Below are 13,701 nucleotides of genomic sequence, written 5' to 3' on the forward strand. Positions count from 1 at the left end.
GTGTTCCTCTCATTCGGGAGTTCTGTTCGGAATTCAGCTGACGCGCGAGAGCGCGTCGGCGAGGTCGGTGGTGGAACGGGACGGATGGTAGGGCACAGTGGTGCAGCGTCCGCCCCAGCTTTCCACCAGGGCCGTTTCCGGCAGCTGCGTGACGTCGTAGTCGCCGCCTTTCACCCACAGATCGGGTTGCAGCGCGGCCAGGCAGGCTTCGGGCGTGTCCTCGTCGAACACCATCACGGCGTCCACGAACTCCAGGGCCAGCAGAAGTTCGGTCCGGTCTTCCTGGTTGAGGATGGGCCGGTCCGGGCCCTTGATCCGGCGCACGGACTCATCGGAGTTCAGGCACACAATGAGGCAGTCGCCAAGGCTGCGGGCCGCGGCCAGGGCACGCGTGTGCCCGGCGTGCAGCAGGTCGAAGCAGCCGCCCGTGGCCACAACGATCCCGCCTGCCCCATGCACGTTGCGGGCCAGTGCCAGGGCGTCCGTGTACCGTCCGTGCAGCTTGATCGGCTTCGGCTCTCCGGCCATTGCGCCAACCCCGCCGTGCCGGAGGAAGGACGCGGCCTCCCGGACGGCCACCACCGCCGCGACATCGAGCGTGTGGCCTTCCATCAAGTGCACGGCAAGGCTGGCCGCCAGCCTGTCCCCCGCGCCGCAGGGATCCGTCACAGTGGTTTTCGGCGCCGGTATGGGCAAGGGAGGCCGGCCGTCGTCGTGGACCAGCATCGCGCCCTGGCTGCCCAGGGTGACCATAACTGCTTTACTGTTCCAGCGCTGCCGGAGGGCCCGTGCGAGTACCCCGGGGTCCGCGTTTCCGGGGTCGGCATTTCCGGGATCGGCATTTCCGGGATCGGCATTTCCGGGGTCGCTGCCTCCTTCTGCCCCGCCCGCCGCCAGGGCGAAGTTCCGGGCAAAAGCCTTCGCCTCGGAGAGATTGGGCGTCACGACGGCCACGCCGGGCACAGGTGGCGCGCCGGCGCGGTGGGGGTCCCACACTATGGGGATGCGCCGCGCGAGCTCAGTCAGCACTGCCCTCAGCTCCGCGTTGGAGGCAAGGCCCCTGCCGTAGTCCGCCACCACGATCACCGCTGCGCGTTCCAGTGCGTGCAGCATGGCGGGCGACACAACAGGGGGTGGCGGAGGGGCGCATCCTTCGTCGAACCGGACCACCGGGTGGCCCTCTGCCCGCACCCGCGTCTTGACGGGGGTGGGTGCCCCCGACGCTCCTGCCACCACGGTGATGCCCTCAAGGGCCCGTTCGAGGTGCAAGGCCGCGTCGTCGTCGGCGAGGACGGTCAGGAGGGTGACACTGTGCCCGTCACCGGCCAGCATCCGGGCCACAAGCCCGGCGCCGCCGGCCCGCCGTCGAACGTTCGAAACGTCCACCACGGGAACCGGCGCGTCAGGGCAGAGACGGGTGGCCTCGCCGTCGATGTCGACGTCCAGGAGCACATCTCCCACTACAACGATCTTCATGGCATGCTCCCGGGGCAGGACCCGATCCGGGCGCGCGCGGCCACCTCCGCGTCGAAGGCCCGGCAGACGGCATGCAGGGCAATGAGGTGGCCCTCCTGGGCGTTGGCGGACAGGGCGTCAATGGTCACGGCCTCGTCGCAGCGGGACGCCAGGGGGTTGGGCCCCGGCCCGGTGAGCGCCCACGTGGTGACATTCAGCCTGGCTGCGGCCTCGGCGGCGCGCAGGAGGTTGGGACTCTTTCCGCTCGTGGACAGCAGGATCAGCACGTCGCCCGAGCGTCCGTGGGCCCGGACCTGCCGGGCGAAAAGCTCCTCGAAACCGTAGTCGTTCGCTATCGCGGTCACGGCGGAGGTCTCTGCGTGGAGGGAGATCGCGGAGAACGGCACCCGTTCGCCGTCGAAGCGGCCCACCAGTTCCGCCGTCAGGTGCTGGGCTTCCGCGGCCGAGCCGCCGTTGCCGGCTGCGAGCAGCCGCTGGCCCCGCAGCAGCCTGCGTGCCAGTTCCTCGCCCCAGGCCGCCAGATGGTACGCCTGGCTGCGCAGGGACACCAGCGCCGGAACCAGGTTGTCGAGGTGTTCCTGGACGGCGTAGACAGAGTCGGGCCTGGTGTTTTCCGCCGCCAGTCCGTAGACGGCGGGACCGGCTGTGCCGGTTCCGGGCCGGCCAGGGGCCGCCGCGGCGGGCGGCCTGACAATGCGGTGCGACAGCACCGGACGTTCGTCCGTGCGGAGACGCGATTCAGTCGTCATAGTGCAGCCCCCTCCATCGGTTCCAGCCGGGCATCCGACGTTGCCGCCAGGGCGTGCTGGTATGCCTTCTCTGTTTCGGCGGCCACGCGGTCCCACGAGTAGCGGGAGCGCGCCCGCTGCTGGCCGGCCCGCCCGAGTTCCTCCCGGAGTTCCCGGCTGGCCAGGAGTTCGCCGACGGCGCGCGCGATGGCCGCAGGGTCCCGGGGCGGGACGTGCAGGCCGGTGGCCCGGTGCACCACGGTGTCGGTGAGTCCGCCGACGGCGGCAGCCACCACAGGGACACCGCAGGCCATTGCCTCCAGCGGAACGATGCCGAAGGGCTCGTACCAGGGCGTGCACACCACGGCGTCCGCGCTGCGCAGGATCCCTGGCATGTCCTCGCGGGGCACCTGGCCGCGGAGGGTCACCTGGTCCTTGACGCCGAGTTCCCGGGCGAGTTCGTCGAGGCGCCGCGCCTCGGGGTCCGCCCCCAGCACCGCGGCTCCGCCCCCGCCGCCCACGATCAGGAGTTCGACGTCGTCGAAACCCGCCTCACGAAGCAGGGGCAAGGCCCGGATCACCAGGTCCACGCCCTTGCGCGGGACAAGCCGGCCGACGGACAGGATCCGGTGGCTGCGGGGCCGGGGTTCGGCGGCCCCGGAGCGGCGGAACAGGTCCAGGTCCACGCCGCAGGGAGCGATGGAAATTTTGGCGGTATCGATGCCCATTGCCTTCAGCTCGAACACTTCATCCGAACACGTGGCAATGATGCGGTCCGCGGCACGTCCCACGGCTGGTTCCAGCCACTGCCGCTGCCGGGGGCTGGTGTCTTCGGATCCCTGGTGGCGCCGCTTGACCGTGCCCAGTGCATGGAAGGTCTGCACCATCGGCACACTCCTCCCGCTGCGCCTGGCCGCGTCCAGCGCGGCCAGGCCGGACATCCAAAAATGCGCGTGTACAACGTCCGGCGGCCGGTCGCCCCAGTCTTCGGCTATCCCCTCCGCGAGCCTGTCCATATGGGGCAGGAGCTCATCCTTGGGAACGTGGCGGGCCGGGCCCGCCGCAATGTGAACCACCTCAAGCCGTGGCAGGATGCGGACGCGGGGCGGGAGCCCGGCGTCGTCCTTCCGGGTGTAAACGGTGACGTGATGGCCGAGCCGCGCCAGGGCCGTGGACAACGCGGCCACGTGCACATTCTGGCCGCCGGCGTCCACCCCGCCCAACGCCGCCAACGGGCTGGCATGTTCGGAAACCATGGAAATTCTCATAAGAGCTTCCTTTCGTGCGCAGGAATGAGGATCCGGGATTTTCGGAACCGTGGCGAGACCAGGTCATCAAGAAGGGCGTCCCAAGCGTCGAGGAATCGGGACAGGCTGTAGCGTTCCAGGGCTGCCTGGCGGGCTGCCTGTCCCCGGGCCCGGGCTTCCTCCGGGTCATTGACCAGGACCCCGGCCTGCCGGACCAGCTCCCCGACATCCGTTGAGATTGCACCAGACTCGGGCGGAACCGCCCGCGCGGCTTCGGTGGTTGCCAGGACAAGCACCGGCATGCCAAGGTGCATGGCTTCGAGCAGCGCCAGCCCCAGGGAGGTCCAGCGGAGCGGGTGGACATAGACACGGCAGCGCGCCAGTTCGCGGTGGAGCGCGGCCGTGGCCAGGTCGCCGCGGACGGTCAGCCGGGAGGGTGGCAGGCCCGTGTGCCCGGGAAGCCCGTCCCCGCCCATGCCGAAAACCTGCAAGGGTGCGGCCGCGGCGAACTGCGGGAGCAGGTCCGTTCCGGTGACGCGTCCGCGCCGGACGGGTTCGTTCACCACGACGGCCAACTCCGGGAGCTCCCCGCTGTACAGGTAGCCGGGGTCCGGGACACCGTGTTCGATCACCGTGGTGGCGGCTGAGCCGTTGTCCCAGAACAGGGCATTGAAATGCGTGACGTGCACCACCGGGATGGCCTGCTGGTCCGCGAGCGGATGCACCGTGAACGGCACGTCGCCCTTCGGGGTGTTGTGCTCCAGGTACACCGCAGGGAGCTCAAGCCCCGGCCGCCGGCCAAGGGCGCGGACCACCTCGGCCATTTCTTCCGGCCGCTGCAGCACCACCGCGTCGATGCTGTCCGCGTCCAGGCGGTCCAGCGCCACCTCGCTGACCGACGCGGGCCAGTTCCGGCCCGCACGGCCAAGACCCCAGGGTCCGCCGCCGGGAAGGACCGGGAGGAGGTATTCGTGGCGTCCGCGGACGAACGAATCAGTCCAGGACCCGTGGACGTGCCACAGCAGGATTCTCATTTGTGGACCTTCCGCCGGGTGGACAGTGACGAAACCCCGTTGATGAGGCGCTCCACGGCATCCACCACGTCTTCCGGGGAAACTGACGCGAGGCAGGGATGGCCCGGCACCGGACAGTCGCGCGCCCGGCTCAGCCTGCAGGGCGCGTTCTGGTCACCCAGCAGTTCCAGGGGGACGCCGTAAGGGGCCCACCGGACAGCAGGAACCACCGGGGAAAACAGGCAGGCAACAGGAGTGCCTACGGCAGCCGCGATGTGGGCGGGACCGGTGTTCCCGGTTACCAGGGCGCGTGCCCCGGCAATGACGCCGGTGAGATTCCGCAGGTCCGTCCGTCCGCCAAGGTCCAGCGCTGACGGGCCGGCCACGGTGGCCGTCAGCTGCGTCTCCCCGGGGCCTCCGGTGACCACCACCCGGTGGCCCGCGCCTTCGAGGAGCTCGACGGCGGCGGCGTGGTGCAGCGGAGGCCAGGTCCGGGACGGTGCCGAAGAGCCAGGATGCACCACGATGTAGGGTCCGTCGCCCACGAGTTCACGGGCGTCGGGATGGTCTGTAATCCGGAGCCTGCCGTCGTCACCGGGCGGCAGGGCAAAACCGGCGGCCCGGGCGATCAGCAGGGCGCGCTCGGCCTCCGGCTGGTCTTCGGAAAAATCTTCCCCGGGCCTGAGCCGGACATCCAGCAACGCACCGGCGTAGTCCACGGAGGCGCCGGTGATGCGGCGGACCCCGGCCAGCCGCAGCAGCAGGGCCAGCGGAAGCGGGGACTGGTGGAACGACGTCAGGATCACCGCCTCTGCGACCCTGGAGTTCCTGATGAAGCTGACCAGCCGGTCCACATTCTCACCGGCTACCGCCGGGGCCGGGTTGATGATCCACGGGCACGCCCAGCTGTACACCTCGGACACGCCGGGCAGCAGGCCGCCGGCGGCCTCGCCCTGCGGGCCGCAGAGAAGCACGACGTCGTTCGTCGCGCCGCCGTCGGTCCGCCGGCCGTTGGCGACGGCCCGTACCGCCGGTCCGGCCAGCAGGACATCCCCCACGCTGTCCAGCCGGGCCACGAGCACCCGGGTCATTGCCGGCTCCCCACCGGCGCTTGCCCCAGTGCGAGCGCTTGCCCCAGTGCGAGCGCCACGGCGGCGGAGAGGTCCGCCGCGACCTCCGGGGCATCCTGCACTTCCTGGTGCCGGGTGAGGGGGGTGGGCACCAAAATCCCCCTCAACCCGGCGGCTTGTGCGGCTTCCATATCGCTGCCGATATCGCCGATGTAAACGGCGTCGGCCGTGGTGATGCCAAGACGGCGGCAGGCGCTGAGGATCATTCCGGGTGCGGGCTTGCGGCAGCCGCAGCCGTCCTCGGTGCCGTGCGGGCAAATTTCCCAGATGTCGAAGGGACCCAGCAGTGCATCAATGCGGAGGTTGACGCTGTCCACCTGGCTGCGGGTAAGCAGGCCGCGGGCTATCCCGGACTGGTTGGTGATCACGCCGGTGGCAATGCCCCGCCGGCGGACCCCTGCCAGCACCTTCCGCGCAGCGGGCATCGGTGCCACGAGGGCGGGATCGCCGTTGTAGGGCACATCATGGATCAAGGTGCCGTCCCGGTCGAAGAGCACAGCCTTGGGTGGATTGCTGGAAGGTCCCATACCCACCCTGTTCCCATTCGAGGGGCCGCTCAAACACCCTGCGGGCAGGTTCCGGGATTAGACTCCCGAACCAAGGAGCCAACGCGAACCGGAAGGGAGGGGCTACATGGAGTCCATAGGGGCGCCCGACGCCCGGCCAATGCTGCTGGTGCTTCGCGCCCTCAAACTCGGTGACCTCCTGGTGGCGGTCCCCGCACTCCATGCCCTCCGCCGGGCCTTCCCAGCCCACCGGCTGGTGTACGCCGGTCCGGCGTGGCTGGCGGACATCGTTGGCCTGGTGGGAGGTTTCGAGCTCCTTCCGGCCGCCCTGGACACGCCGCTCGCCGTTACACCAGGGACCGTGGACATTGCCGTCAACCTGCATGGCCGCGGACCGGAAAGCACCGCGCTGCTGGAGTCCGCCGGGCCCCGCCGGTTGATTGCCCACGGCACCGCCAGCGGAGGACCTCCATGGGTGGAGCAGATGCACGAACGGGAACGCTGGACCCGGCTCCTGCGCTGGCACGGCATCGAGGCCGGCCCCCTGGAGGTCCGCCTGGAGCGGCCCAGGGTGTCGGGGGTGCAGGGGACCGGGTTGCAGGCATCCGGGCCGCCAGGGACCGGTGCCCCAGGGACCGGTGCGCGGCCGGCGGCGGTGGTGCACGTCGGCGCGGCCTACGGCAGCCGACTGTGGCCCGAAAAACGGTTCGCGGCAGTCGCGTCGGCCCTGGACCGCGCCGGACATGATGTGGTGCTAACCGGCAGCGCCGACGAACGGGACCGGGCCCTCCGCGTGGCGCGGCAGGCCGGGCTCCCGGACTCAGCCGTCGTGGCAGGAACGCAGCGTCTGGCGGAGTTCGCAGCGACCGTGGCCGACGCCGGAGTGGTGGTTTCCGCGGACACCGGCGCGGCGCACCTGGCCACCGCCTACCAACGCCCGTCGGTTGTCCTTTTCGGCCCGGCACCGCCGGAGCGCTGGGGACCGCCCGCCGGCCCGCATGTGGTGCTGACCCAGGCGGAGCTGCGCCGCGGAGACGTCTTCGCAGACGAGCCGGACCCTGCCCTGCTGGGGGTGGGCGTTCAGGACGTACTCGCTGCCCTTCGCGGCCTGGGACTGCTCTGAGCGTCCCCTTCCCGCATGCCGTTTTCCTGCACGCAAGTTTTCCGCATGCCGTTTTCCTGCAGACTGGTTTCCTGCGGATCGCAATCCTGCAATAGCCGCTGGAGCCGCACCAGGACCCGCGAAAGCCGCCTTGACACCTGCATCTGCGAGACGCCGAACCGGCGTCCCAGCTCGGCCTGGCTTTCCTCGCAGAAATAGCGCCGGTACAGCAGCTCCTGATCCTCTGCAGAGAGCTCGTGAATGGCCTGGTTGAGGCAGATCAGTTCCTCGAGCCGGTCCAGCGGGTCCTCTTCTGACGGAAGCGTTTCGGCAAGCGGAGCTGCGTCAGAGTGCACGTCAACGGCGTCGAGGGAGTCGGGGCGCAGACTGGCCGCAGCCACCATTGCTTCGCGCACTGCGTCGGGGGACACAGCCAGCTCCTTAGCCAGTTCCGCAGCTGTGGGGGGACGGCCCAGTGCCTGGGACAGCGCCGGTTCCGACCGGAGGAGCTCGGAACGCAGATCCTGCACCTGGCGCGGCGGCCTGACCACCCAGCACCGGTCCCGCAGGTACCTCTTGAGTTCCCCGGTGATTGTTGGCGCCGCGTAGGCCGGGAAGCTGGCTCCGCGGCCGGGGTCGAAGCCCCGGGCAGCCTTGACCAGGCCGAGATACGCAACCTGGTTGAGGTCCGCCCTTTCCCGCCCGCGGGCCAGGAAGCGCGCAGCCAGTGCCTCAGCGAGGTCGAGATAATCAAGTACCAGTTGGTTTTCGAAAGTTTGCCGGATCCGGCCGTGGTGGTTGTTCTGCTGGTCCAGTTGCCGGATCTGTAACGCGTGCTGGGATTCCGCCATGTTGGCTCGTTCCTTTGCCCGTGGAGCGACCGAAAGCCTGTGGCAAGACTTAGAACAGTAGAAAACCATAAGGTTGCTTATTAAACAACGGCCGGTAGCCTTAAAACCTAACCAAACGCGCTGGCCGGCTCCGACCGGAAAGGTTGGTCGGGTGCTTTCCAGCCCCTCGGAAGGGCGGATGGACATGCGGATTGCGATCACTGGCGCCAGCGGAAATGTGGGCACAGCCCTGCTGCGGCGCCTCCAGCAACAGCCGGCGCCACGCCGCGGTGCTGAACACCCGGATACAGAAGGCCGCGACGCGGCAAGCCCGGAAGAATTGGAACTCGTAGGCATCGGCCGGCGGCCGCCCAACCAGACGGCTGCGCCCTACGCCGGCGTGGAATGGCATTCCGTGGACATTGCGGACGACGACGACGGCGGGCTGTTGCGCGCGGCGCTCGCCGGAGCGGACGCCGTGGTGCACCTCGCGTGGATCCTCCAGCCGAACCACGACCTGGCCGCCCTCCACCGGACCAACGTGACAGGAACAGTCAACGTGCTCCGGGCCGCCAAGGAAGCCGGCGTAGGGCACGTGGTATGCGCTTCTTCCGTAGGCGCGTACAGCCGCTCGGGCAAGGAAACCCGCAGGGCGGAGGACTGGCCGGCCGGCGGCATCCAGGACTCGCACTACAGCCGGCACAAAGCCGAGCAGGAAGCGCTCTTGGACCGTTTCGCAACCGAAAATTCGGCCATCACCGTCTCAAGGCTGCGTCCGGCGCTCACGTTCCAGGCGGAAGCGGGCAGCGAAATCGGCAGATATTTCCTCGGCCCGCTGATCCCCCGGCTCCTCCCGGCGAACCTCAGGCTGCCGATCATTCCGCTTCCCCCCGGACTGGCCTTTCAGGCGGTGCATGCCGACGACCTCGCGGACGCATACTGGCGCGTTCTTGACCGCCGCGCCGCCGGTGCGTTCAACATTGCCGCCGAACCGGTCATCACGGGGACGGAACTGGCGCGGATTCTTCATGCGAGGCGGTGGCTGCCCGTGTCCTTCGGGCTGATCCGCGCGGCCGTGGACCTGAGCTGGCGGCTTCGCGTGCAGCCAACAGATGCCGGCTGGATTGCCATGGCGCAAGGGGCCCCCGTCATGGACACCAGCCGCGCCCGCGAGGTGCTGGGATGGGAGCCGCGCACCTCCTCTGTTGACGCTATCCGCGAGGTGCTCGCGGGGATGGGAGCCGGGCGCGGGACGGCAGGATCTCCGCCGCTGCACCCGCGGACATGATCCGCGAGCCCGATCGAAAACCAAAGGAACCGGAAAAACGCCGAAAAAGGCCGGGTCCGAAAAGTAATACACCAAGGGTGCTTACTATTTGATAGTAATCATGCTTACTATCTAAGAGCCAGTTATTGCTGGTTCTTGATCAGCAGCCGACCTTCTTAGAAAGAGAGCGCGAAGATGACAGAGAACCGATGGCCTCAGGACGGTAGCTACGGCACCCCTGGGGTTGCAGAGCAACCGGCCGCACCGGCGACGCTGGGAACCGATGCCGCCTACCCGGCGACGCAAGGCACACCGTCGAAGACCGAGACGGCCAAGCATGAGGCCGGGGACATCGCCCACCAGGCAACGGACTCCGCCCAGCATGTGGCGCAGACCGCGAAGGCTGAGGCAGCCAACGTCGCAGGCGAGGTCAGGGCAAACGCCAAGGATCTGCTCTACCAGGCCCGGACAGACCTCACGGACCAGGCAGGTGCCCAGCAGCAAAAGGTGGCCCAGGGCCTCCACTCCATTTCCGGGGAACTGCGCACCATGGCTGATGCCTCCGACCAGCCCGGCGTTGCCACCGATCTGATCCGCCAGGCAGCGGACCGGTCCGCCTCCGTGGCGTCCTGGCTGGAAGGCCGGGATCCCGGCTCGCTACTCAACGAAGTGAAGTCCTTCGCCCGGCAACGCCCGGGTACCTTCCTGATGCTGGCAGCAGGAGCAGGAATACTGGCCGGTCGGCTCACCCGCAGCCTCGCCGCGGGAGCGCCGGACTCGACCAATGCTACGGTCAGCGGCCGCACCGGCGTTCCCGGATATGTTGCCGACACGGGAACAGCAGTTCCGCCGCCGCCGGTGCAGATGCCCGCCCCCGACGCAACCACTGCGGGCCTGTCAGCCGCCGGAGCCGGCGCTGGTGCCTATGCAGGCACTGGGGCTTATGACGACGCTAGGACCACCGGCGGTTACCAGGCAGACACCTACCCGCCCAACCCCTTGAACGACGACGGAACGCGCCGTGACGAGGCGGACCAGTGGGCGGCAGATCCGCTGGCCAAGGATCCCCTGGCCACGGACCCCCTCGCCGACGATCCGTACCGTGACGATCCCCTGCGCGGAGGGCAGCGATGAGCAGCCAGTATCCCGAAACGCCCCCGACGGCGGCCCACGCGAAAGCTGATAACACGTCCCTCGGTGACTTGCTGGGCGACGTAACCCGGGACATCTCCACGCTGATGCGCCAGGAGGTGGAACTTGCCAAGGCAGAGCTGAAGCAGTCAGCCTCCCGGGCCGGAAAAGGCACCGGGATGCTGGCCGGGGCCGGCGTGGCCGGCCACTTCGTCCTCCTGTTCCTCTCCCTGGCCCTCTGGTGGGCATTGGGAACGGTCATCGGACTCGGCTGGTCCGCCGTCGTCCTCGCCGTTCTCTGGGGCATCATCGCCGCCGTCCTGGCAGCCGTTGGCCGCAAGCAGCTCAACGCGATCAAGGGCATGCCGCAGACCGCGGAGACGCTCCAGGAAATACCCCCCACCCTCAAACCCAGTCACTAGACCCAGGTACAAAGAGAGCTCGAGGTACACACGATGAGTGAAAACCCGGACGCAATCCGCGCCGACATCGAAGCAACCCGCGCGCGGCTCGGCACCAATGTCGACGCCGTGGCGGACAAAGTTACCCCGTCGAACATCGTCCACCGCCAGACGGACAAGGTTAAGGACGCCGTGTTCGGAGTGAAGGAGAAAGTCATGGGAGCAGCGGAGCACACCACCGACCGGGTGCATTCCGGCACCGGCAGCGCAGGGACCCACCTGTCGGACGCAGGGTCGGCCATTGGGGACACGCCCCGCCAGGTCCGCACCAAGACGCAGGGAAATCCGCTCGCCGCAGGGCTGATCGCCTTCGGCGCCGGAATGCTGTTCTCGTCCCTGATCCCGGCGAGTGAGAAGGAGCGTGAGGCCGCCGATGCACTCAAGGCCAAGGCCGAGCCGCTCACCACGGAGCTCACCGAGGCCGCCAAGGACGTCGCCGAAGGCCTGAAGGCACCCGCACAGGACGCCATGGAAAACGTCAAGGCCACGGCCTCCGAAGCCACCGACCACGTTAAGGCCGAAGGCCAGGGCGCCGTCGACGACGTGAAGTACCGCACCGCAGACGCCAAGGACAACGTCCGGCAGGTGTAACGACACCGGATCCTGGCCGGGCCGCCCCGCCATACGGCAGGGCGGCCCGGCCCCGGCAGATTTGAGGATATTTCCCATGGCCAAGAACCCCGCCACCGACAACGGCACCGCTTCCCGCGCCGATGCTGAGACGGACGAGAGCAGCACCGCCAAAGCCCGCACGGCGCCAGCACCGGACGACTCCCGCAAACCTGACAGCCCCACGGATGTGACCAAGCCATCGTGGAAGTACATCGCGAAGAAGACGTTCCGGGAATTCACCAAGGACCAGTGCCCGGACCTCGCCGCAGCCCTGACCTATTACTCGGTGCTTTCAATCTTCCCGGCGCTGTTGGCGCTGGTGTCCCTGCTCGGTATTTTCGGAGACGCCCAGAAGACCACCGCCGCACTGCTCGACATCGTCCAGGGCATCGCGCCGGGCGACACGGTAAACACGATGCGTCCGGTGGTTGAAGATCTGGCAGGCTCCTCGGCTGCCGGCTTCACCTTGGTCCTCGGCCTCCTCACCGCACTCTGGTCCGCCTCTGGCTACGTGGGAGCCTTCGGCCGGGCTATGAACCGGGTCTACGAGGTCGATGAGGGCAGGCCCTTCCTCAAGCTCCGTGGGACCATGCTCGGCGTCACCGTCGTCAATTTGCTGATCGTCGTCGTGCTGGCCGCGATGCTCGTACTCAGCGGACCGGTGGCAGAGTCCGTCGGCAACGTCATCGGCCTGGGCGGTGCGTTCCTGGCTGTCTGGAACATCGCCAAGTGGCCGGTGATGCTGGTGCTGGTCATCGCGGCGATCGCCATCCTTTACTACGCCACCCCAAACGTCAAACAGCCGAAATTCCGCTGGATGAGCATGGGATCCGCCATCGCTGTTGTGGTGTTCCTGCTGGCTTCCCTGGCGTTCGGTTTCTACGTGGCCAACTTCAACAGCTACAACAAGACTTACGGCGCAATCGGTGGAGTCATCATCGCGTTGCTCTGGCTGTGGATCCTGAACATGTCGCTGCTCTTCGGCGCCGAGTTCGACGCCGAGACCGAGCGCGGCCGCCAGCTCCAGGCCGGCATCGAAGCGGAGGAAACCATCCAGCTCCCGCCAAGGGATACCAAGCAGAGCGACAAGCTGCAGGTCAAGGAGGAAGAGGACATCCGGCGGGGACGCGACCTCCGCGAACGCCACGACCGCGCGCGCCGGGACAGCGAACGGGACCAAAGCCCCTAGCGCGAACTCCCGCTCCGGACTCTACTAGGTGGACATTGCGCCGCCACCGCCCAGGAGGGGAGGCACCATGCCGGCTGCAACACCACATCCGGACGGACCGGTAGCGGTAGGCTACGACGGATCCGAACCGTCACAGCTGGCCGTCCGCTGGGCCGTCGGGTACGCCGCCGCGACGGGACGGCAGCTGAAAGTCATCCATGCCTGGGTGTGGCCTGTCTTCACCAAGAACCTTGGTCCCGTCAAGGGCGTTGAGGGCAGCGGGCTGCGCCACGCCGCCGAGTCCACGCTTCAGGAAGGCGTCGACCTCGCCCGCTCGATGGCGGCCGAGCTCGAGGCCGCGCGTGAAGCCGGCCGGGAAACCGGGCAGGGGGCCGAGTCGAAAAGCGGGCAGCAAACCGGACAGGCGGCCGGGCTGAGTATTGACGGCGTGATCGAGCCTGGACTTCCGGCCCGGGTTCTCCGCACTGCAGCGGAGGGCGCGAGTGTCCTCGCCGTGGGCCACCGCGGCATGGGCCGCTTCCTGGGCCAGCTCGTGGGTTCGGCTTGCCTCGACCTAGCCGTCCACGCACCCTGCCCCTTCATGGTGGTCCGCTACCCGGGGCGGCCCGGCCAGCCCATAGCGGCGGGAATAGACGAGAAACCGCGGCGTGAGCAGGTGGTAGCCGAAGCGGCCCGCATGGCGGCCGCCCTCAACGTGCCGCTGCAGCTGATCCACATGACCGAAGACCAGCAGCACGCGCCACACGGCCGCCATGCACCGCTCCACGGCAAGGAACTTCTGGACCAGGCCGTGGAACTGGCCCGGAGCCTCGCACCCGCCGTTCCGGTCGAGGGAATCCTCCTGGAGCGCCACCCCGCGCCCAAGGACCTCCTGACGGCCGCCGCGCAGGCCGATGTTTTGGTCCTGGGCGCCCACCACCGGGAGGGCCATCCGGGCGGCACCGTCTCCTCGGCGTTGGAGCGGGCACTGTGCAACGTGCTGATCGTGCGGTGACACCCCGTTCCGGAT

The 13,701-nt window shown here is 68.5% G+C and carries 14 protein-coding genes; 7 read left to right on the forward strand and 7 right to left on the reverse strand.

Annotated features, from left to right (window positions below):
• Positions 1–33: 33 nt before the first annotated feature.
• The 6 genes from RW112_RS07505 to RW112_RS07530 are packed head-to-tail and all read right to left on the reverse strand — an operon-like array spanning position 34 to position 6,121.
• Positions 34–1,476, reverse strand: a complete 1,443-nt coding sequence (locus tag RW112_RS07505; RefSeq protein WP_317781148.1) for a PfkB family carbohydrate kinase — start codon at positions 1,474–1,476, stop codon at positions 34–36.
• Positions 1,473–2,225, reverse strand: a complete 753-nt coding sequence (locus RW112_RS07510) for an SIS domain-containing protein (RefSeq protein ID WP_317781149.1) — start codon at positions 2,223–2,225, stop codon at positions 1,473–1,475. The genes RW112_RS07505 and RW112_RS07510 overlap by 4 nt, the downstream gene beginning before the upstream one ends.
• The gene (locus RW112_RS07515) at positions 2,222–3,472 is read right to left on the reverse strand and encodes a glycosyltransferase (protein WP_317781150.1); all 1,251 of its coding nucleotides are present in this window, start codon (positions 3,470–3,472) and stop codon (positions 2,222–2,224) included. Before RW112_RS07515 ends, RW112_RS07510 begins: the two co-directional genes overlap by 4 nt.
• Positions 3,469–4,485: a glycosyltransferase gene (locus RW112_RS07520; protein ID WP_317781151.1), complete on the reverse strand. Its 1,017-nt coding sequence runs from the start codon at positions 4,483–4,485 to the stop codon at positions 3,469–3,471. Before RW112_RS07520 ends, RW112_RS07515 begins: the two co-directional genes overlap by 4 nt.
• Entirely contained in the window at positions 4,482–5,555 is a 1,074-nt protein-coding gene (locus RW112_RS07525) for a glycosyltransferase family 9 protein (protein ID WP_317781152.1), read from the reverse strand. The genes RW112_RS07520 and RW112_RS07525 overlap by 4 nt, the downstream gene beginning before the upstream one ends.
• Positions 5,552–6,121, reverse strand: a complete 570-nt coding sequence (locus RW112_RS07530; protein ID WP_317781153.1) for an HAD-IIIA family hydrolase — start codon at positions 6,119–6,121, stop codon at positions 5,552–5,554. Before RW112_RS07530 ends, RW112_RS07525 begins: the two co-directional genes overlap by 4 nt.
• A gap of 106 nt (positions 6,122–6,227) precedes the next feature.
• On the opposite strand from RW112_RS07530, the gene RW112_RS07535 reads away from it, so the two are divergent.
• Positions 6,228–7,223 (forward strand): glycosyltransferase family 9 protein, encoded by a 996-nt coding sequence (locus RW112_RS07535; RefSeq protein WP_317781154.1) that lies wholly within the window; start codon positions 6,228–6,230, stop codon positions 7,221–7,223.
• Here the strand turns inward: RW112_RS07535 and RW112_RS07540 are convergent.
• Complete coding sequence (locus tag RW112_RS07540; protein ID WP_317781155.1) at positions 7,181–8,053, reverse strand: sigma-70 family RNA polymerase sigma factor; 873 nt, start codon at positions 8,051–8,053, stop codon at positions 7,181–7,183. The two genes, RW112_RS07535 and RW112_RS07540, sit on opposite strands and share 43 nt — an antisense overlap.
• 184 nt (positions 8,054–8,237) lie before the next feature.
• On the opposite strand from RW112_RS07540, the gene RW112_RS07545 reads away from it, so the two are divergent.
• The 6 genes from RW112_RS07545 to RW112_RS07570 all read left to right on the forward strand — a co-directional run bounded on the left by RW112_RS07545 (position 8,238) and on the right by RW112_RS07570 (position 13,686).
• A complete protein-coding gene (locus RW112_RS07545; protein ID WP_317781585.1) occupies positions 8,238–9,320 on the forward strand; it encodes an NAD-dependent epimerase/dehydratase family protein in 1,083 nt (360 codons plus the stop codon).
• A 174-nt stretch (positions 9,321–9,494) separates the two neighbouring features.
• A complete protein-coding gene (locus tag RW112_RS07550) occupies positions 9,495–10,433 on the forward strand; it encodes a hypothetical protein (protein WP_317781156.1) in 939 nt (312 codons plus the stop codon).
• Positions 10,430–10,852, forward strand: coding sequence for a phage holin family protein (locus RW112_RS07555; RefSeq protein WP_317781157.1), 423 nt, complete (start codon positions 10,430–10,432; stop codon positions 10,850–10,852). The genes RW112_RS07550 and RW112_RS07555 overlap by 4 nt, the downstream gene beginning before the upstream one ends.
• 33 nt (positions 10,853–10,885) lie before the next feature.
• Complete coding sequence (locus RW112_RS07560) at positions 10,886–11,482, forward strand: DUF3618 domain-containing protein (protein ID WP_317781158.1); 597 nt, start codon at positions 10,886–10,888, stop codon at positions 11,480–11,482.
• Positions 11,483–11,558: 76 nt separating this feature from the next.
• A complete protein-coding gene (locus RW112_RS07565; RefSeq protein WP_317781159.1) occupies positions 11,559–12,692 on the forward strand; it encodes a YihY/virulence factor BrkB family protein in 1,134 nt (377 codons plus the stop codon).
• 67 nt (positions 12,693–12,759) lie between these two features.
• Positions 12,760–13,686: a universal stress protein gene (locus tag RW112_RS07570; RefSeq protein WP_317781160.1), complete on the forward strand. Its 927-nt coding sequence runs from the start codon at positions 12,760–12,762 to the stop codon at positions 13,684–13,686.
• The last annotated feature ends 15 nt before the right edge of the window (positions 13,687–13,701 follow it).

Origin of the sequence: Arthrobacter sp. B10-11 (genome assembly GCF_033142195.1) — a bacterium.
Lineage (GTDB): Bacteria > Actinomycetota > Actinomycetes > Actinomycetales > Micrococcaceae > Arthrobacter > Arthrobacter oryzae_C.